Source organism: Candidatus Nitrohelix vancouverensis (assembly GCA_015698305.1).
Taxonomy (GTDB): domain Bacteria; phylum Nitrospinota; class Nitrospinia; order Nitrospinales; family VA-1; genus Nitrohelix; species Nitrohelix vancouverensis.
In genome coordinates this window covers 462035-482714 of record CP048620.1, presented here as the reverse complement: position 1 = coordinate 482714, position 20680 = coordinate 462035, and the positions used below count along the sequence as shown (strand labels likewise).

Here is a 20680-nt window from a genome sequence, read left to right as displayed (position 1 = left end):
AAAGAGTGAGCCTTAAAAAAATGAGCCTTAAGAAAAAGTTTGTTGCCTTTGGTTTGGCGATGGCTGTAAGTTTCTTCGCTCTTCAGAGTTTCGATTCCAAATCAAATGCTCAGGGTTTTGACGCAGATTTGTTGGGAGCTTTGGATGTGATGGGAGAAATTATGGGTGAGATCAGCGCAGAAATTTCTGCTGAAATTGCTCAGGAAGTAGAAGAACAAACTGAAGCTATCGTACTTGAAGATATCATTCAGCCGGGATTTGCCAACGGTACGGCGACTGCATCTGGAGACGCATCCTGATTGGTTGATTGATTTTTGATTTAATTGCAAGCATCCCCCTTAAACCGGAACTCCTCAAGGAGTTCCGGTTTTGTTTTTTCTTTCCTCCCCGATAAATCGTCGGACTCAGTTCTCCAGGCAAGCCAGGTGCAGTCACCCCCCTGTTGTTCCTCATCTCCTAAAGCATTTCTAGGGTAGTTGTATCAGTTAGCTATGGGATTGTTCTATGTGAAGTGAGATTACTTGATGTGAAGTGAGATTACTTGAATGGAAAGAGGGGATGTAAGAAAAGAGAGATACAAATTCAGTCGCGTAGTTTTCCAAGCAATTCTTTAGCGGCGTCTCGTGTTGACCTTTTTCTGGCGGCAAATTCAAGGGCAATGCGTGAAGGCGCAGGCTCATTAAGCATGAATTGTAGTTTTCCCCATTGCAGTGCGATTTCAGGATTAACCACGCTGACTTGCAGAGCGAGATGGATGTTTTTCTCAGCAAGCGATAATGCATTCAAGTCATTACGGGTTTGAAATTTCCACAATTCGATAGCGGCTAAATTGAGATAAGGCAGGTCGCAACGCGGGCAAAGCAGATGCAGTCGTTCCAGTTTGTTCTGGAGGCTAGATACCTGTATTTGTTGTTGAGCCTGGGAAAGTCCTTTTTGGTAGAAAAAGAAAGCGCTGAGAGAGCAAAAACATATGACTGCGATGCTTAAAAAATTAAGGCAGTGCAGACGATCTCCAAACCAGGCCGGAGCGGTTGTGTATTGTGGATCTTGTTGAAGGAAGTTCATAAAAGCGACGCCCGTCGCGAAAAAATAAATGAAAACGGGTTCCGGCCAATTGTATTCGATCAGGTTATGTACAAAAAAAGCGACTAGGGCGAGAAAGATGAAATTGGATAGCGAGCGTTGTTCGTCATTATCGATAGAGGCATTGGAGCGATAGCTTGTAACTATCCGTACCAGCCCCATGAGAAGTAGAGACAAGCCGACAAGACCGGTGTCTGAAGCTGATTGCAGGAGCCAGTTATGGGCATGAACCATGCGGTCCAGTTCGGAGACGATATGATCCGGCGTGTGGCTGAAGTCATAGGCCTTTAGGAAAAGAGGAAGCAAGAGATAATAGGTCCAGGGGCCGCTCCCCGATACTGGAAAATCATCTACGATAGCAAAAGCTACTTTCCATAATACCAGGCGCAATCCAAGAGCCGTCCAAAAGCCCTGTTCCTGACTAAAAGGTCCCATCTTTAAGAGATCCGATTCTTCGGGAATAGATTCCAGGGTTTGAACGCTGGTAAAAGGCGGAAGCGGTTGAGACAAATTCTCCACGAACTCACCAAACTGACCCAGGCGAGTAAAATTCAGGACAGCGATGAGAGCGGCGCCGAGGAGCAGGATCGCACTGATTCTTTTCAAGCTGAGTGCATCATACCAGGTTTGTATACGGACTGAAAAATAACGACTGCAAAGCAAGAGTATAAAAGCCGCAGTTAATTGCCCGCCACGAGAATCGGTCAAGCCAAGTCCCGCCAGTAAGGCGAGCAAAAAAAGAATCGGCCCCAACCTGAAAAAATGATTTTTCGTCCGCTTGATCAGATAGAGACAAAAGGGGATATGGATCAGCAGATAGCCTGCAAAGAAATTTGGATTGATGAACAAGCCTGTCGAGAGAGGCGCGAACGGCCCCGCTCCAATGACGTAGGGGAATTCCATATATTGTAAAATTCCGATCCCCGCCATCACAGCGGCGAATGCGGACATCGCCCAGAGGGCTTGAACGATTTGACAAGATCGTTTCAGATGCAGGATCATACCGAGTAAAAATGCGGCGGCTCCTAAATAACGCACGGTCATGAAAAAGGTCGCCTCCAGCCGGGAGGTGTAAAAATACCCGGCGGCTCCCCATAGAAAGAAGAGCAGGATCCAAAACGCCGGACCGTTGAGCGGCAGGTTGATTGCCTCCCTGCGGCGAAATGCGCTCCATAGGTTGACAAGCAGGAAGAACAGGCTGGCCATAGCCGTGATCGTGGCTATCTCAAAATGCTTCAGGGGAAGTTCGGGATTGTAGTTTGAGCCCAGCGCAATCCAGCCGAGTAAGAGGAAGAGAAAGAAAGTCTGCATGAAGGTGGCGTGAAATTAAAAGGTAAATCCAGCGGAAATTATAGCATGGCGAGGATTATTATGAGGCCATAGAAACGAAAAACCCCGAAGCCGACAAGGTCGGATTCGGGGTGGTTGACCTAAAATAGATACGATCAGGGGTTGATGAGAATATCGCCGCCCTGTTCCATCAATTGCTGGCGCAGATCATCCTGAATGCTTTCCTGAATGGAGTCGCGGATCATGTCGCTGATGTCTTCGAGAAGATTGAACATGGCGATTTCTTCCGGGGTCATTTCGACAGGTTCTTCCGGGGCTTCATTCTTTTTTACGATGGTCTTGTGCATCTCGGCGACATCCACGCTGTTGCCCTGCATGCTGGCGCTGGAGGCTTCGACTTTGCCTTCCAGAACCATGAAGACCGATTGGTCGCTATCGACTTCGGCGGAAAAAACAGTTCCCTTCACTCCGGCGATCGCTGTGTGAGTATTCACGGCGTAGGAGGAGTCTGAAGATAATTTGTTGACGACGTTGAAAATTTTTCCTGCGGCAAGCTGGATGCCAATTTTAGAACTGGAATCGCCTATTTCCAGTTGGGAAAGACTCATTTCAGAATTTGGGGTCACGCGAACGCGGTCCCCATTTCCAAAGACGATGTCGGCGGAGGCGTCGTCTCCTTCGGTTTTAACGATTTGATTGGTAGAGAGCGCGGCGCCTTCCATGCCCTTGCGCCCGCGGTTTTTTCCTTCCTTATAGACGCGGACATTTCCCTGTACATTTTCCAGCGTAGCGACTTGCTTGGCGCTGGCGATATCGGGCTGTATAACGAATACAGTTGCGATCAACAGAAACAGGGACTGCAGGTAAAACGGAGCTGAATGAACATGTGAATGAATTCCAGGTTTTGAAATTTTCATACCGACATTTGCCTTTCAGAAGATTGTATAAGTTTTGCTCTGTAAAGCGCTGTAACTCTTAGTAATTACCCACATCCAGCGTATAATAAATTCTAGCATATAAATCTGATTCTTTTCCTAATGACGAAATTTTTTCGAATAACTCCCTTAAAACTAGGATTTTTGCTGTCTGTCTTCGTGGTTCTTCTTGCGGCATGGCAGCCTGCGATTCTGGAAGTTGCGGAAAATCACCTGACTGATATTCGCTTTGTAAACCGGGGAGAAATCGATCCAGGTCCGGAAGTGGCGGTCGTTGCGATTGATGAGAAGAGCGTCGACGCTCTCGGGCAATGGCCCTGGCCGCGCTCTGTGCTGGCCTTGCTCACCGAGAAGTTGACCCAGATGGGAGTGATCACCATCGGATACGACGTGGTGTTCGCAGAATCGGGTTCGGGCAGTCGTTCCGAAGCTCTGGTTTTGCTGGAAGATTCTGCAAGTAGCATTGGTCTGCCATCGGAAACGGTGCAGGAGATTCTGAATGAGATCATGTCTCAACAGACTTCGGATGAACATTTTGCCGACCTGATTGAAAAGTCTGAAAACGTAGTCCTGGGATATTTTTTTCATGACGACGTGGACGTGGTGAGTCATTTGTCGAAGGAGCAAATCGACGATAATCTTCGCGCGATTGAGTCGACGCGTTATATCAGCCCACAGATCAAGCCGAACGCGCACCTTGATTTTCTATTGGATTTTAACGCCGTTGAAAACAGCTTGCCGATGTTCATTGAAAAATCCATGGGCGGCGGGTTTTTGAATATTCAACCGGATCGTGATGGCGTGCTCAGGCGTTTTCCCTTGATTGTTAAAGCGAAGGAGCATTACTACGCTCCGCTTTTCCTGCAAGCGCTGGCGCATTTTCTTGAGGAGCCGCCGCCGAATTTTCGCGCGGGTGAGTTTGGAGTGGAATCGGTTTTCATCAACGATTTGAAAGTGCCGACGGATCTGCACGCCAAATTCCTGATCAATTTTTACGGCGACAAGGGTCAGTTCCCTTACTACTCGGTCATTGATATTTTACAGGACAAGGTGGACCCGGATTTGCTGGACAGTCGTTTGGTTCTGGTCGGCGCGACGGGAAAGGGCCTTACGGATTTACGACCGACGCCTTTTCAAAACCTGTTCCCCGGCGTCGAAATTCACGCCACCATCGTTGATAATATCTTGCATAGCAACTACCTGCACGAACCGAAGTGGTACCACACCCTGAACTATGCCTTGATCATCTTTTTTGGAGTTTTGCTTTCAGCGATTCTTCCCAAGGCGAACTGGGCCTTGGGATTTGTATTTTCCACCAGCCTGTTTGTGGGGTTTTTCTTTTTTGCCCAACACATGTTCAATCAGGGCGTGTTGATCAATTTGACCTACCCCTCATTGCAGATCCTTTTGGTGTTCATTTCGATCACCAGCTACAATTACTTTTTTCAATCAAAACAAAGCCGGTTCATTCAGGGCGCATTTGGTCAGTATCTGTCGCCCGAGGTCATCAATCGTTTATTGAAAGACCCCAAGCTCCTCAAGCTGGGAGGCATTGAGCGACGCATGACGGCCTATTTTTCAGACATCGCGGGTTTCTCTTCCTTCTCCGAACAGTTCACGCCCAATGACCTTGTGGAATTTCTCAACGAATATTTAACGGCGATGTCTGACGTTGTTATGCAATACGACGGCACCATCGACAAGTATGAAGGCGACGCCATCATCGCGTTTTACGGCGCTCCCATCGAGTACCCGGATCACGCCCTCAAAGCCTGCCTTGCATCGCTGGCAATGAATGAAAAAATCAGCGTCATGCGCGACGAGTGGCGCAAGCAGGGCAAGCCGGATTTACACGTTCGCATGGGCATCAACACGGGCTCAATGGTCGTCGGCAACATGGGTTCGAAAATGAGAATGGATTACACGATCATGGGCGATTCCGTGAATCTGGCGTCGCGTCTGGAGGGCGTAAACAAAGTTTACGGCACCGCGATCATGATCAGCCAATACACCTATGGAGATGTCAAAGACGATCTTGAAATCAGGGAACTCGATATGATCCGCGTCGTTGGCAAGAACGAACCCATCACCATCTATGAAGTTCTTGCAAAAAAAGGGGAACTGGACCCTGAAAGCATGCAGGCCATGAGATGTTTTGAAGATGGACTGCGTTTGTACAGGGGGCAGGAGTTTGAAGCGGCGAAGAACCGATTCAACGACACCCTGAACAGACGACCGGGAGACGGACCGTCCAAAACCTTCATCGCTCGTTGCGACGAGTATTTGAAAGACCCGCCGCCGGAATCCTGGGACGGGGTTTATCAGATGACCTCCAAATAGACCGGACTCAGGCGCCGCGTCGCTTCCATCCCAGTCGGAGCGTGAGGAGCAGAAACACTAAACCCGCGCCGCTGATCGACAGTCCGGCGCTCAGGCCTTCCGGCCAGAACTTCCACTCGACGCGATTCATTCCAGCGCCCAGCGCAACGCCGCGATACATGCCGTTGATCTTGAGCGCCTGAGCGGCTTGTCCGTTCACGCTCACTTCCCATCCGGGGAACCAGTTGTCGAGGAGCGTCAGCATTCCCGGTCGATCCAGACGAATCTCGAGGCTCAGTCCATTGCGAGCGTATGCAATCGAATTGGAAACGTCGGTGAAAGGCGCGCCTCCTTTGAGGTTCAGCGGCGCTTCGGTGAGGGCGACCTGTTTGGGGTCGAAAGACGGATCGAAATAAAGACTCATAGCGTCCGCATCGGACACGCGTCTCGTTTCTCCAACGATAAAAGCGCGCGGCAAGGGTTCGCGGAGTTCGACAATCTGATTCAGGCCGACGGGAAAGGTTTCGGAGAGAGGCGTGGAAAGCTCTTCCGTGATCCAGTAACGCGCGTTGCTTCTCTCCAGCATTATCTTGCGACGTTCATTGGATGCGTTGATAAAAGTTTGCGTCCAGCGTTCCACATCCTTCAGCTTCAGGGCCGTCAGCCCGTCCACCGACTCCACCCCATACGCGGAGCTGAGATTTGGATACAGCCGTTCCTTGTAGGTTCTGCTCAGCAAATGCATATTCTTTGCCTTGGGAAAGGATTGCTTGGTGGGCAGGACCTTGCCGTCCAGATCGCCGGAATAAATTCGAAACGGCGGCTCTTGTTGATGAAAGAAACGAGCCAGGGTCGGCGGCTGGGCATAAAACGAATCCTGAGCGCTTGGAATGAGAGGAATGTTTCTGTAAGACAATTCAGCGAGCGATAACAGAACCAGAATCCATTTGAAGGACGCGGCGCTCATTCTACTTTTCGCGAGTAGGGATGCGGCTACGATGAAAGACGAAAAGAAGATCAGCGGCGACAAGATGCCCCGTCCCGGAGCCGATAAGGAAAGGCTGACCACAGAGAAGATCAACGCGACGAGAATCCAGCGCAGTACCGTGTTGGCCTCAGGCTTTGCCTTCAGTTTATCAGCGAGCAGGTCGATGCCGTGTCCGGCGATAAAGACCAGGGCGAAAGCCGAGAGAAAAAGAAATTTCGCCGGGTAGCGAAATTTGTCGAACAGGGGCGCGTGATCGAAAAACCAGACATAAAGAGGATTGTGTTCGCCTAAAGCGAAGAAGATGCCCAGAGCAAAGAGGATTGTCCAAAAGCTCAGCGCCCGGTTCCTCAAAAAACAGAGCAGGGTCAACAAGAGCGTCGTGATCGCAAGCAGGCCCATATACGGACTTTGCAGGAAATAGTCGACTGTGGCTCCCGGCTTGAACATGTATTGGCGGAAATTTTCGGGCAATACAAAAGCCTTGAGATCGCCCGGGAGCAGTGACCAGCGAACGCTGGCGGCGAAGTCAAGCCCCTCCGTCCTCACCGTCTGTTCCAGCAAGCGAAAGGTCGGAAGCAACTGCATCGCCGACAAGACCATGGCGAGCAGGATTGAAAACATCAACCAGCCGACACGCGAGGCGCTCCCAAAGTTTTGCGATCCGGGGATCATGAACAGCGCATACAGCGTCAGGACGATGTAACTGAGCAGACACATTTCAGGGCTTCCGCCCAGTAGCTGAACGGCAAGAATGATCACGAGTCCGGCGAAACTGGCGCGGTGTCGGGTTTTCGCGAATTCCCGAAAGAGCAGAAGAGAGAGCGGAAACCAGATCGCGGACTGAAAATGATTGTGATAAGACGACAGCGACAGGAAAAAACCGCCGTACAAGGCGACGATGGCGGCGCCGCATGAAGCGGCGGGAGACATCGAATTGTTGCGGCAAAGCGCGTAGACAAAGATCGTCAGCAACCAGTGCTGGATCAGAAAGAAGAGATTGAAGGCTGTGTTGAAATCATCAAGAAAAAACAGCGCCGACAAAGGGTAGAAGGCGCCGGGGTGCATCAGGGCGAGAAAGGGAACACCGCCAGAGATCTCCGGCCACCAAAGCGGCAGACTCCCGTTGTGAAACGATTCCCACAGGAAGCGCTTCATGGGATAGGCGTATTGCAGGATGTCGCGGAAATAGAAAATTTCGCCGGAGAAAAGAATATTGCGAAACAGAAAGGCGAAGGCGCCGATCAGCAGAACGACGGCGGCAAGTTCTTGCCGGAATAAATCCGGAGGCGTGGACGACGAAGCGAGGGACTGTGCAGGCATGGCCTCAGCCTTTGGATTCCTGGAGTTTCTCCGTCATACGTCTGATAAGGTCCGGGTAACCGTCCTTAGCGAGTATTTTGTAGAATTGATTGCGCAAGTTGTTTCTCATGCTGACCTCGTCCAGATCGACGTCGACGATTTTCCATTCGCCCTTGTCCGTCGTTCGCAGGTGAAAATCAATTCCCACTTCGCCTTCCTCCGTGTGAACCACTTTCATCGGAACGATGGCGCGGTCTTTATTGAGCGTCGTCTTGCCGTAGTGAATTTTAAGCTCGGCGAAAAATTTTCCCGAATTGGGGAAAGCGACATGAACGAACAACTGCGACAATAATTCGGTAAATTCTTTTTGCTCAACCTCCGTCCGCTGATCCCAGTATTTACCCAGCGCTTTGGCGCTGATCCATTCCATATTGAGTTTGCTCAGTGCGTGTGGGGTGTGTTCCGATGCGTTTTGAGCTTTCCCCTTGTCGTTTTCAATTTTGATTTTTTGAATGGCGTCGAGCAATTGCTCCACGGTCGTCTGAGGCGCCGCGCCGGTTTGCTTGTTTGCAAGGGCCGGGGACAGGGTCAGGCCGGTCCATAAAAGAATAAAAGCGATAATTTTAACGGATTGAATCATAGGGCGCTTATGATAGATTATTGAATCGGGAGCTTGGAGTTCGCCAGACAGCGAACCTGATGAAATGTCGTCACTTTATATTATAGCGTAAGCGCCCTTTAAAAAAATGAAATTAAAAGTATGATCTCCGCTTCACTGACATGGTTGTTCATGCTCGCCATTTTCGCCGACGTTTCCGATCCTTATGCCCGGCTGGATCGATTGTATACGGAGGGCGAAACGGTTCAGGAATTTCTGTCTCTGGAAAAAGAGTTACGCCAATCGGCTCCGGGGCCGGATGATGAGACGGCCTGGCGTATGGGGCGGGTTTTTTACGCGATCGCGAAACGCTCCGAAGGATTGCAACGCGAGGAGTATTATCGCCGCTGTATCGAGCAGGCGACGCGCGCAACGGAGATCAGCCAACAATCCGCGCACGGTTATTTTTTTAAAGGGTTATGCATTGGCAGACTGGGGCAACTTCAAGGGCTGTGGAAAAGTATCGGCATTATCGACCCCTTGCGCGAAAATATGGAAATCGCCGCTCGTTTGAATCCAAAGGTCGATCATGGCGGCCCGTATCGCGCCCTTGGAAAACTGTATTTTGAACTGCCTGTTATTCTTGGCGGCGATAAGAATCGGGCGCTGGATTATTTGAAACGGGCCGTTGAGAACGGACCGCTGTTCATGGAAAACTATCTTTATCTTGCGGAAATTCTCAAGGCGCGCGGCGAATCCGCCGAAGCCCTTGCAACGCTACGGCGCCTGTCCCGACTCATGAATACTTCTTCCGCGATTGGCGACCCTGAAACGGCGAATCAAGCGAAACAACTGTTGGGCGAACTCTCAGCGCAAAACGGCAACTGACTGTCATGCTTTCACATCTTCAAATTGAAAATTTCGCGATCATCGACAAATTGACCGTCGATTTTCAATCCGGTCTGAACGTTCTGACCGGAGAGACCGGGGCGGGTAAATCGATTCTTCTCGATGCGCTCAACCTCATCCTCGGCGGTCGCGCCGATTACGATTGCATTCGCACCGGAGAAACTTCGGCGCGCGTGGAGGCTTGTTTTCAGGTGGATGGAAAACGCTTGCTGGGGATGCTGGATGAACTCGGCGTTGAACTCGACGACGGTCAATTGATCGTCAAACGGGTTTTATCGAGCAACGGCAAGGGCCGCTGTTTTGTCAACGACAGCCAGGTTTCGGTCGCCGCCTTATCAAATCTCGGTTCCCGCCTCGTGGACATTCACGGTCAACACGATCACCAGACCCTGTTGCACCCGGAAAACCATCTGGACCTGCTCGACCTGTACGGCAAGACCATGACGGATCGAATTCAACTCGGCGAAGCCTTCGCGGCCTGGAGAAAGGATGTTGATGCGTTGCGGCGTCTGCGCGAGGCCGAGGCGTCGAAGAAAGAACGTGAAGAGTTGCTGAGTTTTCAGCTCAATGAAATCGAGCAGGCGAATCTTCAGGAGGGCGAGGAAGACGATCTGCTTGCCGAACGCAACAAATTACGCAATTCAGAAAAACTGCATCAGTCCGCGTCGCGGGCGCAGGATATCTTGTCTGAAGCGGACCCTGCCGTTCTCTCCCAGTTGGGACAGGCTCTGCGCGAACTGGAATCTTTGGCGGGTATTGATGAAGAAGCGAAACCCCTGAGCGAACGGGCGCAAACCGCCTTGTTCGAGATTGAGGAGTTGACGGAGGAGTTGCGGGATTATGCCCGTTCGATTTTGTCCGACCCATCGCGTCTGGAAGAGATTGAGGACCGCCTCGCAGAGCTCACAGGCTTGAAGCGTAAATACGGCGGCGATCTTTCCGCCGTCATGGAGCGGCGCGACGCCATTGCAAGCGAACTGGAGTCGCTGGCTTCTTCTCAGGAGTCCATGCAGTCGCTGGAAAATTCAATTAAAGATCATCAGAAAAAATTACAGCAAATGGCGACGGAGCTTGCCGATCGCCGGGAAAAGATCGCAGAACAATTAAAGGATAAAATTGAAAAGGAATTGCGCGACCTCAACATGAATTCCGTTCAGTTTGGAACGCGTTTCAGTTACGACGCCGACGCCGACAGTTTTGTCAAGTTTCGCGGCAAGGCGACCAAACTGGGATCTCTGGGATTGGGGACAATGGAGTTTCTATTTTCTCCCAACCCCGGCGAGGAACTGAGGCCTCTGGCAAAGATCGCCTCCGGCGGCGAAATCTCGCGGGTGATGCTGGCAATCAAAACGATTCTCAACAAGCAGGACGACGTTCCGGTTTTGATCTTTGACGAAGTGGACACCGGCATCGGCGGCAACACCGCTGAAAAAGTCGGTGTGAAGCTGAAAAAACTGGCGGCGACCAAGCAAGTGTTCTGCGTCAGCCACCTGCCTCAAATCGCGGGCATGGCGGACGCGCATTTTTCAGTGCGTAAGGAAGTGAAGGGCAAACGCACCCGCTCCGTGATCGAGCTTTTGAAATATGAAGAGCGCGTCGAAGAAATCGCGCGTATGTCTGCAGGCGCCACGATCACCGACGCGGCGAGAGAACACGCCCGGCAGATGATCCTCACCTGAAGTCTCCCGCTTGAAAGATAAGGCTCAGCCTTTTCCTTCCCGCCTGTCCTCAATAAAATCCACGACGATCATGAGAGTTTTGATGATGGCGAGCGTGCCGAACACGCCGGCGAGCAGTTGCAGAAGCGGGGGTAACGAGCCGATGAAGTCTATGATGGTTTGCATAAATCCGTATCGAATGGGGTCCATATTCAGTTGATGAAAATTTCAGAGCGTCCAGAGTTCAAATCGATTTTGACGATACGGTGATTGTTGGTGTCGGACACATAGAGATGCCCTCCCACCTTGACCACGCCCGCAGGTTCCGACAGTCGCGTGCAACTGGTATCGTCGCAGAGCAGATCGACAGAGGCTTGAAGCGTTGTCGTCTCAAGCGATTTTAAATCCAGAATTTTGATTTTGTGATTGTAGGAATCGGCGATGTAGAGCTTGCCCTGATCGTAATGCAGGCCCAGCGCATGTTGCAAAACCGCCTGCTTGCCCTTGCCGTCGGCGTCGCCGAAGTCGAACAGGCCGGTCCCGACATAGGTTGCGATCAATCCGATATCGTCCAGCCGCACGCTACGGATGGAACTGGTTTCGCTGTCCGCCAGAAATAATTTTTCCTCTCCAACGCTCAGGCCGCTGGGTTGCGCGAACACTCCGGTAAGACGCGGCCCGTCCACCAGCGCTTCCGCTCCGGTGCCTGCGAACTGCGAAACGCTTGCTTCGTCGATATGTAGAACTCCGATCTGATGCGTCCCCGCGTTGGCGAAATAGAGCCAGCCATCGTGCAGGGAGACGTCCCAGGGGGAACTGATGGCAATCTCCAGCGCTTTGGACTGTCCTTTGAGGGGAATTCCCTGTTTCCCTGTTCCGGCGACGGTCGAAACCTTTCCCGCCTTCAAGTCTATTTTTCGAATCAGATGATTTTCCGTATCCGCCACCCAGATCAGACCGTCTTGATAGCACAAGCCCTGCGGTCGGTAGAATTGCGCCTCTTCGAACGAACCGTCGCGCTGTCCGATCTCTCCGCTCCCGATGCGTCGGCTGATGGCGCCGCTCATGTCGGCGGTTACGATTTGATTATGGTTGCTGTCGGCGATGGCAAACTCCCGGTCGCTTGAGCTGTAGGCGATTTTTCCCGGAAAGCGTAATTGGCTGCTGTCTACGACCCCTGCGGGTTTTAACAATTCCGCTGCCTTGTTTTGCAGGACCTTCTTTTTTTCAAGATCTTCGATCAGGGCGTCGAGAGTCGCCGTTAAAATCTCCGGGTCCGGTTCGCCGGGCAATTCGCCCAGAATATAGCCGTCGGGGCCGATGAAAACCAGCGTGGGCCAGGCGCGAATGGCGTATTGTTTCCAGATCGTAAAGTCGGGGTCGTGCACGACAGGGTGAACGATTTCATAACGTTGCACCGCCGCCTGAAGATTCTCGACGCGTTGCTCGGCTGGGAATTTGGGGCTGTGAACGCCGATCACCACCAACTGGTCAGGGTATTTTTCTTCCAGACTTTTCAGCGTGGGGATGATGTGGATGCAGTTGATACAGCAAAAAGTCCAGAAATCCAGAATCACCAGATGCCCGGCAAGATCGGGCAGGTCCAAAGGTTTTCGGGCGTTCAACCAGGTCAGCGATTCGGCGTTCAATCGCGGGGCGTGAATCAGTTCCATTATCGTTTTCCTAAGCGTTTGTTCATGATAACCTTAATGGAAGGCGTGGGGCTTGGCAATGGAATTTTATGCGCGACAGTTTTGACAGCCTCTGGATGACAAATCGAATTTCTGTTTGTATAATTAACGAATCTACAATCTCAATGGACATATTTCAGGGGCTATATGAAATTAACTCATGAAGGCGTTTTCAGGAATCTTCGTTGCTTTGAAGATTGGAAATTGATTTCAATAGGATGTTTGTTTTGTCTCCTGATCGGTTTTGTCGCTCCGGCCTTTGCGGTGGGGCCTTATGAGGATCAAGGCAATGGAGCGGTTCTGGATAAAGGCTCGGGTCTGATGTGGCAGAAGGGCGACTCGCACCATGAATTGAAAAAGGCGCTCAACTGGTACGACGCGCTGGAATACCTTGGCCAGAAAAACGCCGAGAAACTGGCGGGATATTCGGACTGGCGTTTGCCGACGCGAGCGGAACTGGAAGGACTCTGGGACGCCGCGCGCACGAATCGCAGTAAGGACAACGAGGCTTTGGGATTGGCGAAAGAGTTTGAAGAGGGCGGCAGTTATTATCTGTGGACTCGCGACGAGCGCGGTCTGGACTTCGCCTGGTACTTTGGCCTGGGCCATAAAGAGCTTTATTTTAATTTAAAAGACCTTTCCGACTTGGGGCAAGGAGCGAAGTTAGTGCGACAAGCGGGCAAATGATTGGATAAGTTTTCTCTCTTGGAAGACCTTTCTGATCTTGGTCAGGGAGCCAAGTTAGCGCTACAGGCGGGCAAATGATTTTGATGAAGCCTGTTAGGGAATGCTGAAAGATTCAGCCGGTGAAGATGCAGGGTTCCGGCTAAATAGTAAAATAAAAGAAATCACCCGTTCAACATGGAATGGAGCCGGGTTTCAAGTCTCCATCCTCTTGTCATGAGGATCACGAAATGAATTGTTATTGGAGCCGAATTACCAGATGGAAAACTGCGGCGACCCTTGGGTCTGCCGCTTTCTTGTTTCTGGGATCATGGGGCCTTGCGCTTGCAGATGACATGCATGAAGGAGGGATGGATCATAAACATCATCAGGTTCGGGAAAGCGTCGAGAGCGCAATCCCGGATGCGGGGGATCAATACCGCATTCAGGAGCCTCAGGATCATGATATGCACCATATGCACGGCGGCGAACCGGAGCCGGGCGACTTGTTTCGCACTCGTGGAATGCATGACCTGAAATCCCTGCAACCTCGACAGGAAGACAGCGGCGCTTTGAAGGCGCGCGGCAAAGCCATTTACCTGCATATGTGCGTGTTCTGTCATGGCGAAGACGGCAACGGCGGCGGCAAGGCGGTGAGTTACCTGTTCCCCTGGCCGCGTGATTTTCGTAAAGGCATTTTCAAATTTCGCTCCACTCCCACCGGCTCCTTGCCGCGCGATGAGGATTTGTATCGCACCATCATCAACGGCGTGCCCGGCACCTCGATGCCCGCATGGGGCGACGCTTTGTCTCCGGAAGACACCTGGGCGCTGGTGGATATGATCAAAGGATTTTCGACGCGCTTTCAGGAAGAGCAGGCGGGCGATCCGGTGGATATCGGCTCTCCCCCGCCATCGACGCCTGAAATTGTGGCGCGTGGAAAGGTTCTGTGGAGCGAGCAAAAATGTATCAACTGTCACGGCGCGTCGGGGCAGGGTGATGGAAAGGTTGCGGATTCCTTGATCGACGCCTGGAACCACGCTGTGTTCGTACACGACATCACCCGGCCCGCATTGTTCAAGGTCGGGTTTCAACCTGCAGATATCTATAGAACGCTGAGCGCAGGCTTTGACGGCACGCCGATGGAATCTTTCGCGCATTTGCCGGAGGAAGACCGCTGGGCGCTGGTTCATTTTATCCGCTCGCGCTTTCGCGGTGGTTTGACCAAGGCGGAATTTGAGACCGATCTTTATTCTTATAGAGTCGATGTCGAGTTGGACACCGCGCCAGACAGCCCGGTCTGGGATGGCGTGGAGACCAAAGAGCTGGTCTTGCGTCCGCTATCCGCTCGGCGCGGCGCAGTGGAGACGATCAATTTCGCGTCGGTCAATAACGGCGAGTATCTGGCGATTCGTCTCAAATGGCTCGACCCGACCAAGGACGCTTTTTCTGAAAAGACGCAGGATGTGTTCCGCGACGGCTCCGCTGTTCAGTTCGCGCTCGGCGCGACCACCCTGCACACGCATGGTCACAACGAGCCGTTTTTCGGGATGGGCAATCGCAACAAGCCGGTCAATATCTGGCATTGGCGCGCCGGTCTGGAAGAAGCCCTGGAGGCGGAGGATGATATGGAATACTCCACCGGCGGCGTGGATATGGACGCATTGATCTTTGGCGGCTTGATGTCCAATCCTGTGGCGCGTCTCAACCCGACCGGCGAAAACGCGGTGGAGGAGTTGAACGCGGAAGGTTTTGGAACCATCACGCCGCAACCGCAGGAACGGCAAAATGTCGAGGGCTACGGAACCTGGAAGGACGGCGAATGGACGGTTGTGTTCCTGAGGCAGATGACGAAGGACGGCAAATGGGACGTGGAGCTCATTCGCGATCAACCGGCTCTGGTGGCTCTTGCGGTCTGGGACGGTTTGAAAGAGGATCGCAATGGGCGCAAGGTTATCAGCGTCTGGCAACGTTTGAATATTTTGAACGAGAAGAAATAGCGGCTCGGGGTCGCTGGAAGGGTTCGAGGTGAGGCGTGCGCGATTCGCTGGTCAGTAGAATCCTTTGGGCGTTCTCGGTCTGTTGTCTGAGTTCTGCTCCCGCGTTCGCTGGCGCTATGGCTCCGGGCGAGTTGGCCCGCTTGATCGGCATTCATAAGCTGGCCTCTTCGCCGCAGGATATCGCGGCTCTGGATGTCGCAGAAAAAACCGTTCAGTTGCCGGGTCAGGCGGAAGCGACGCATTTCGCGATCTATGGCTTCGAGGCCTTTGGCTGTAACCAATGCCACGAAGGCGAAACCTTGCTCGACAACGCCGCCAATCGCATGACGACGGCGCTCGCGCGTTTGAAGGAAGCCTCTCCCGAAACGCCTGCCGTTCCCTTGCGGCAATACCTCATTCAATCCTGGTCCGATCCTTTATTGTCCTCGGGTCAACTGGCGCACGCGACCTTTGACGCCATTCGATTGTTCCCCGCTTCAGTTCTCATTGACGCCCATGCATACCGCCTGAACACGCATGTTCATGAAACGCTTCATCTGGCGCAGAGCTTTCTTGGCCCGGCGAACGAGCTGGAGGCTTATGCGCTCAACGCCCGCTCTGATCCCGGCTTCTTATTGCTGAACTACCCGTATTTTGAAAATGTGATCCAGGCGTTTTTCGCGCCGGATTTCCCGGAAATTTTGAAACGCTATTACGCCCGCGATGTTCGCGAGATGACTCTGCCGCAGGAGGCGCAGTGGTTCCTCAATCCTTTCGAAGAGGATTCTTTGAACAGGATCGCTGAGGCGACGCGCAACATGGAACCCTTGCTGAAAGACGCCGCCGAGCTCAACCGCCGCTACCCCTTGCAAGCCGCCATGCTCAGCGAGCAAACCGGCGTCCCCTCGTTATTGCTGGATATCGCCGCGGCCCGAAGTCTGACCTTGCCGCCTTTGACGATCAGTTCCGACCAGCAGGAGCAGGCCTTTGAGATATTGCGAAATCAAATGGAGAAAACCGACAACCTGTTCCTTGGCTATCGGGTGGATCGAAAGAAAGAGGCGTTGATGCATCTGCAACTGGGCTTGAAGATCAAAGATGCGGAGCAGAGAACGGCGCTCTATTTTCATTTTTTGAATCGATGGGACGCGACAAGGGAGGGGCTTTCAGCATCGGAGCGGTTGGAAGAATACGTGCGCGGAAAGCTCGACGGCATCGACCAATTGCTGGCGCATCCCGGCATCACCGGAATCGAGCGGGAAGGCGGGCGTCGCTTTCGCGAAAATATAGAGAAACGATTGAGGGAAATTCAGCAACCATAAAAAAACGGAGAAGACCGCGAAGGCCTTCTCCGTTCAATTCGTTTTGCTAAGACAGCTAGCGACTACAGCGCATCCAGTGGAGTCACCGGCGAAGGACCTTTCACGTGATCGTGAAGGGTTTCCGCCTGCACCTTGTCCTGCAATTTGATCAGCGCGTCAATGACCATTTCCGGTCGCGGCGGACAGCCGGGAATGTAAACGTCCACCGGGATGATGGTGTCGATGCCCATCACCGTCGCGTAATTGTCGTAGAATCCGCCGGAAACCGTGCACACTCCGTAAGCGACAACCCATTTCGGCTCCGTCATCTGGTTGTAAACGCGGTTCAGAATCGGCGCCTGCTTGTGGCTGATGGTTCCCACCACCATGAGCAAGTCGGCCTGCCGTGGGGAGAAACGCGGAAACGCCGCTCCAAAACGGTCGAGATCGTAGCGCGGCCCCGCCACAGACATGAACTCCATGCCGCAACAAGCGGTGATGAACGGATAAATAAAGAAGGAATATTTTCGCGCCCAGTTAATCGCCTGGGTCATCTGGGTCACAATAACGTTATTGCCCAGACTCAATTCCATGTCGGACTGATATATATTTGCCATACAATTGTTTCCTTTGTCGCCAATTGGAAAGTATCTATTTATCTGTCATCATACAAAGATTTATGGGGAAAATCAAAGCAATAAAGCGCCGTTCGCAGGCATAAACCTGAAAAATTGGCGCCGGTTCAGAGTATATTATGATGTATAATGCCTCCATCGAGAACATTGTCCTGTCCGTTGGGTCATTTGGCCCCGGACGTTCAATCATGAAACGCCAGAACTGAGGAACTATGGAATACGAAGGAGCGAAAGAAGCAAAAGGCTACGCAAAATCATCCAACGAAACGGTCATGACCGTTAACGCCAATCTCAGTAAGGATGGCAAAACCCTGGACCTGACCGCCTGTTACCTGAAGGAATACGGCGCCAAAGACATCTCGCGCATGGAATCCCTGCGCGACTTGACCACGCTGGAAATGGGCACCAACCTGATCGAAGCGAAGGGCGCGAAATACCTGTCGCAGTCCACGGTCTTGACCAATCTGACCTCGCTGAACCTGTTTTATAACTCGATTGGCAACGACGGCGTTAAATTTATCGCCGTTTCGGACAACTTGTTGAGCTTGCAGAATCTCGTGCTTTCCGACAATAACATCACCGACGAAGGCGCCATCGCAATAGCCCGGTTCCTGCCGCTGTTTTCCAATCTGGTGCGGCTGGACATGCGTCTCAACAAAATCAAAGACGACGGAAAGAACGCGTTGAAAGAAGCGCAAGAGAAATCCACCGTCAAACATCTCCTGCTCGACAAGGTCGAAGGTTTTCAAGTCAAGGCCTGAAAAATTTTCAATCTGCCCGACAGGCTCGCAAGTTTTCGAGTTTGGAGGGCGAATCGTCCGGTTCAGGCCTCGGACTGCTTGGGGTCTGCGAACAGCGTCGCGATATCGTCCATGCGGATTCCCGCGAGTTCTGATATTCCGCTGATGGTTGGGTATTTGTAGACCACGCTCCAGAGCAGGCTCCCCATTTCCTGCACATTTTCCAGCGCGCCAGACAGCGCCTCGTCGCGAATCAGCTCGAACATATTCAGATTGAGCGCCTTCCACTTATCATTCAGTTTCAGGCAATGCCGGTAAAAATCGATTTCCGCCATCGCCTGCCCAAAGGCCGGGTCGAGCGGACGCGGCACACGCGCCTGCGGAAAGGCCGCCTGCAATTCGTTTTCCACCGCGCGAGTTTTCCAGGGCAGGGGAAAGAACAAGATGCGCTGTTCGCGCGCATGCTTCCATCGCGCCAGTAAATCTTCCGCGAGCGCCACCCGGTCCGCGGCGATGTCCTTGCCGAACAACAGCGACTTCAACTCCGCGCGTTTGATCTCCGCCGCCCCTTCCAGCGCGCGGTACAATTCCCGCATCACGATGTTCAGGTTGCCCACCGTCACCGGGTCGTCCGGCTGACGCGTCTCTTTCAGGCTGACCACCTGCACCTCCAGATTGCGGTCCGTCGATTCGACAAAATTGATCGCCGAAATATCCAGAAGCGCATGAAAAGTCTGCGGCGCCAGGGCCAGATCCAGATTGAAAGTGTCGCGCGTCCATATTCGCAATTTGCGTAATTTTTCCAGTTCGCGCAGAGTGTCGATCAAAACGTCCAGCGGCTCGTCGATTTCGAGAAAAGCCGACATGTCCTTTCCCGCCGGGAAGAATTTCGCGAGGATGCGGATTTTTTTAGAATTGTCCAAAACAGTTTTTCTTTATGAAGGAGTCGCGCAAGCGCGCCCGAAACGCCCGGAGCGCGGCGCTGTATTTTTTTAATTTTGCCAGGAGGCAGAATATGTGTACAATCCGCCTCCCAGCCAATGGTCGCCATTGTAGACGGCGGCGGCGTCAAATACAATGCGCGCGTGAGTAGAACTGCATTGCAATTTGCGCCAACATGAGATTTAATTCAGACAGGATGCGAGGGTGGCGGAACTGGTAGACGCACAGGACTTAAAATCCTGCGGTGGCAACACCGTGCGGGTTCGATTCCCGCCCTTCGCACCACCCACCACTCCCCGTGGAGGGGGCGCTGTCTGATCTATGGTGGAAGCTTTTCATTGTTCCTCAATATTTTCCCGTCAATACCTCCTCTTCCGCCGAGAGTAATTTTTCAAGCGCCTTACTCTGTATTCTTTATGGGCTTAAACTTTATTCGCTCACTCGTACCTCCTCTAAATTGCTCGCCCATTTTCTGAGCCGAATAATCGAGATAATCGGCTCACAATATTGTTTTATTTGAGCTGAATAAGTGTTATGTTTGGCTCATGACTTATAACTGGCAACTATCAGATTGGCCTCATTTTATATACGATCTCAGCGGCATTGAGGATGTTCTCTTTGCATTTGTGGAACGTGTGGGAAGGGTTGGCGGCTTGCTGGAAGGCTTGCCGGAAGCCGACCGGGACGAGGCCATGATCGATATCATGGTCGCCGAAGCCATTAAAACTTCCGAAATAGAAGGCGAATTTTTAAGCCGCCAGGATGTCATGTCTTCTATCAGGAATAATCTTGGATTGGGGAATGCCCTGCAATCTCATGATAAAAGAGCCCAAGGCATTGCCGAACTCATGATCGATGTAAGAAACACGTTTGAGGAAAAACTGTCCAAAGGGAAATTGTTTTCCTGGCATTCAATGGTCTTGAAAGGAAGCGACAAAGTTAAAGCCGGAAGATGGCGCACCCACAAGGAAGCCATGCAGGTGATTTCGGGGCCCGTCGGAAGGGAAAAAATTCATTTTGAAGCTCCTCCCTCCCAAATCGTTCCAATAGAAATGTTTGCTTTCATTAAGTGGTTTAACGACACCGCTCCCGGTGGAAAAAACGAAATCAAAAGAGCGATTGTACGATCTGCGATAACGCATCTTTACTTTGAAACCATCCATCCCTTTGAAGATGGCAATGGAAGGATTGGTCGCGTCCTTTCTGAGAAAGCGTTATCACAGGGAATAGGCCGTCCCGTTCTCTTGAGTTTGTCAAAAACCATCGAAGCTAATAAAAAAGATTATTACGAGGCCTTAAAAGAAGGGCAAAGATCGAATGAAATCACAGCCTGGATTGCTTATTTTGCCAATCGGGTTCTTGCATCCCAAATCCAGGCAGAAGAGGAGATCGACTTTACCTTAAGAAAAACGAAATTCTTTGACAAATTCCAAGACGAATTGAACGAGCGTCAGTTAAAAGCCGTCAAACGAATGCTGGAGGAAGGGCCGAAAGGCTTTACAGGAGGTATGAGCGCCAAAAAATACATGGCGATCTGTCAGACTTCGAAAGCCACTGCCACGAGGGATTTGCAGGATTTGCTAGAAAGAGGTATTTTTTCGGCGACCGGAGGCGGACGTAGCACCCGATACGAAATAAATATGTGAGAGT

General features: G+C 51.9%; 17 protein-coding genes and 1 tRNA gene. 10 read left to right on the top strand and 8 right to left on the bottom strand.

The features are described 5' to 3' along the window. Positions 1-5 precede the first annotated feature (5 nt). On the top strand, positions 6-299 hold the full coding sequence (locus G3M78_02380) for a hypothetical protein (GenBank protein ID QPJ64303.1): 294 nt from the start codon (positions 6-8) through the stop codon (positions 297-299). A 283-nt stretch (positions 300-582) separates the two neighbouring features. Here the strand turns inward: G3M78_02380 and G3M78_02375 are convergent, their stop codons facing one another. Both G3M78_02375 and G3M78_02370 read right to left on the bottom strand, forming a co-directional pair. Further along, positions 583-2394 (bottom strand): O-antigen ligase family protein, encoded by a 1812-nt coding sequence (locus G3M78_02375; GenBank protein ID QPJ64302.1) that lies wholly within the window; start codon positions 2392-2394, stop codon positions 583-585. A 134-nt stretch (positions 2395-2528) separates the two neighbouring features. After that, positions 2529-3290, bottom strand: coding sequence for a hypothetical protein (locus G3M78_02370; protein QPJ64301.1), 762 nt, complete (start codon positions 3288-3290; stop codon positions 2529-2531). Between the two features lie 162 nt (positions 3291-3452). On the opposite strand from G3M78_02370, the gene G3M78_02365 reads away from it, so the two are divergent. Further along, positions 3453-5648, top strand: a complete 2196-nt coding sequence (locus G3M78_02365) for an adenylate/guanylate cyclase domain-containing protein (protein QPJ64300.1) — start codon at positions 3453-3455, stop codon at positions 5646-5648. A gap of 7 nt (positions 5649-5655) precedes the next feature. On the opposite strand, the gene G3M78_02360 is transcribed toward G3M78_02365, so the two are convergent. Then, positions 5656-7935, bottom strand: a complete 2280-nt coding sequence (locus G3M78_02360; protein QPJ64299.1) for a hypothetical protein — start codon at positions 7933-7935, stop codon at positions 5656-5658. A gap of 4 nt (positions 7936-7939) precedes the next feature. Continuing rightward, positions 7940-8554 carry an ABC transporter substrate-binding protein gene (locus G3M78_02355; protein QPJ64298.1) on the bottom strand — a complete coding sequence of 205 codons (615 nt, stop codon included), beginning with the start codon at positions 8552-8554 and terminating at the stop codon, positions 7940-7942. Between the two features lie 120 nt (positions 8555-8674). On the opposite strand from G3M78_02355, the gene G3M78_02350 reads away from it, so the two are divergent. Both G3M78_02350 and recN read left to right on the top strand, forming a co-directional pair. Then, complete coding sequence (locus G3M78_02350; GenBank protein QPJ64297.1) at positions 8675-9400, top strand: hypothetical protein; 726 nt, start codon at positions 8675-8677, stop codon at positions 9398-9400. Positions 9401-9405: 5 nt separating this feature from the next. Continuing rightward, positions 9406-11100, top strand: coding sequence for a DNA repair protein RecN (gene recN, locus G3M78_02345; GenBank protein QPJ64296.1), 1695 nt, complete (start codon positions 9406-9408; stop codon positions 11098-11100). 24 nt (positions 11101-11124) lie between these two features. Here recN and G3M78_02340 read toward each other — a convergent pair whose 3' ends face one another. Together G3M78_02340 and G3M78_02335 are read right to left on the bottom strand one after the other, a co-directional pair. Further along, the gene (locus G3M78_02340; protein ID QPJ64295.1) at positions 11125-11265 is read right to left on the bottom strand and encodes a hypothetical protein; all 141 of its coding nucleotides are present in this window, start codon (positions 11263-11265) and stop codon (positions 11125-11127) included. 26 nt (positions 11266-11291) lie between these two features. After that, entirely contained in the window at positions 11292-12752 is a 1461-nt protein-coding gene (locus G3M78_02335; protein ID QPJ64294.1) for a redoxin domain-containing protein, read from the bottom strand. A gap of 165 nt (positions 12753-12917) precedes the next feature. Here G3M78_02335 and G3M78_02330 point away from each other — a divergent pair, with 165 nt between their 5' ends. The 3 genes from G3M78_02330 (at position 12918) to G3M78_02320 (ending at position 16734) form a co-directional block, all read left to right on the top strand. Next, a complete protein-coding gene (locus G3M78_02330; GenBank protein ID QPJ64293.1) occupies positions 12918-13457 on the top strand; it encodes a DUF1566 domain-containing protein in 540 nt (179 codons plus the stop codon). Between the two features lie 332 nt (positions 13458-13789). Next, on the top strand, positions 13790-15433 hold the full coding sequence (locus G3M78_02325; GenBank protein QPJ66741.1) for a c-type cytochrome: 1644 nt from the start codon (positions 13790-13792) through the stop codon (positions 15431-15433). A 35-nt stretch (positions 15434-15468) separates the two neighbouring features. Then, positions 15469-16734 carry a hypothetical protein gene (locus G3M78_02320; protein QPJ64292.1) on the top strand — a complete coding sequence of 422 codons (1266 nt, stop codon included), beginning with the start codon at positions 15469-15471 and terminating at the stop codon, positions 16732-16734. Between the two features lie 62 nt (positions 16735-16796). Here the strand turns inward: G3M78_02320 and G3M78_02315 are convergent, their stop codons facing one another. Further along, complete coding sequence (locus G3M78_02315; protein ID QPJ64291.1) at positions 16797-17330, bottom strand: NADH-quinone oxidoreductase subunit B; 534 nt, start codon at positions 17328-17330, stop codon at positions 16797-16799. Between the two features lie 230 nt (positions 17331-17560). Here G3M78_02315 and G3M78_02310 point away from each other — a divergent pair, with 230 nt between their 5' ends. Further along, entirely contained in the window at positions 17561-18109 is a 549-nt protein-coding gene (locus tag G3M78_02310) for a hypothetical protein (protein ID QPJ64290.1), read from the top strand. A 62-nt stretch (positions 18110-18171) separates the two neighbouring features. On the opposite strand, the gene G3M78_02305 is transcribed toward G3M78_02310, so the two are convergent. Beyond that, positions 18172-19011 carry a hypothetical protein gene (locus tag G3M78_02305; GenBank protein ID QPJ64289.1) on the bottom strand — a complete coding sequence of 280 codons (840 nt, stop codon included), beginning with the start codon at positions 19009-19011 and terminating at the stop codon, positions 18172-18174. Positions 19012-19228: 217 nt separating this feature from the next. Here G3M78_02305 and G3M78_02300 point away from each other — a divergent pair. Both G3M78_02300 and G3M78_02295 read left to right on the top strand, forming a co-directional pair. Beyond that, positions 19229-19315 (top strand) — tRNA-Leu (locus G3M78_02300). 260 nt (positions 19316-19575) lie between these two features. Continuing rightward, positions 19576-20676: a Fic family protein gene (locus G3M78_02295; GenBank protein ID QPJ64288.1), complete on the top strand. Its 1101-nt coding sequence runs from the start codon at positions 19576-19578 to the stop codon at positions 20674-20676. The last annotated feature ends 4 nt before the right edge of the window (positions 20677-20680 follow it).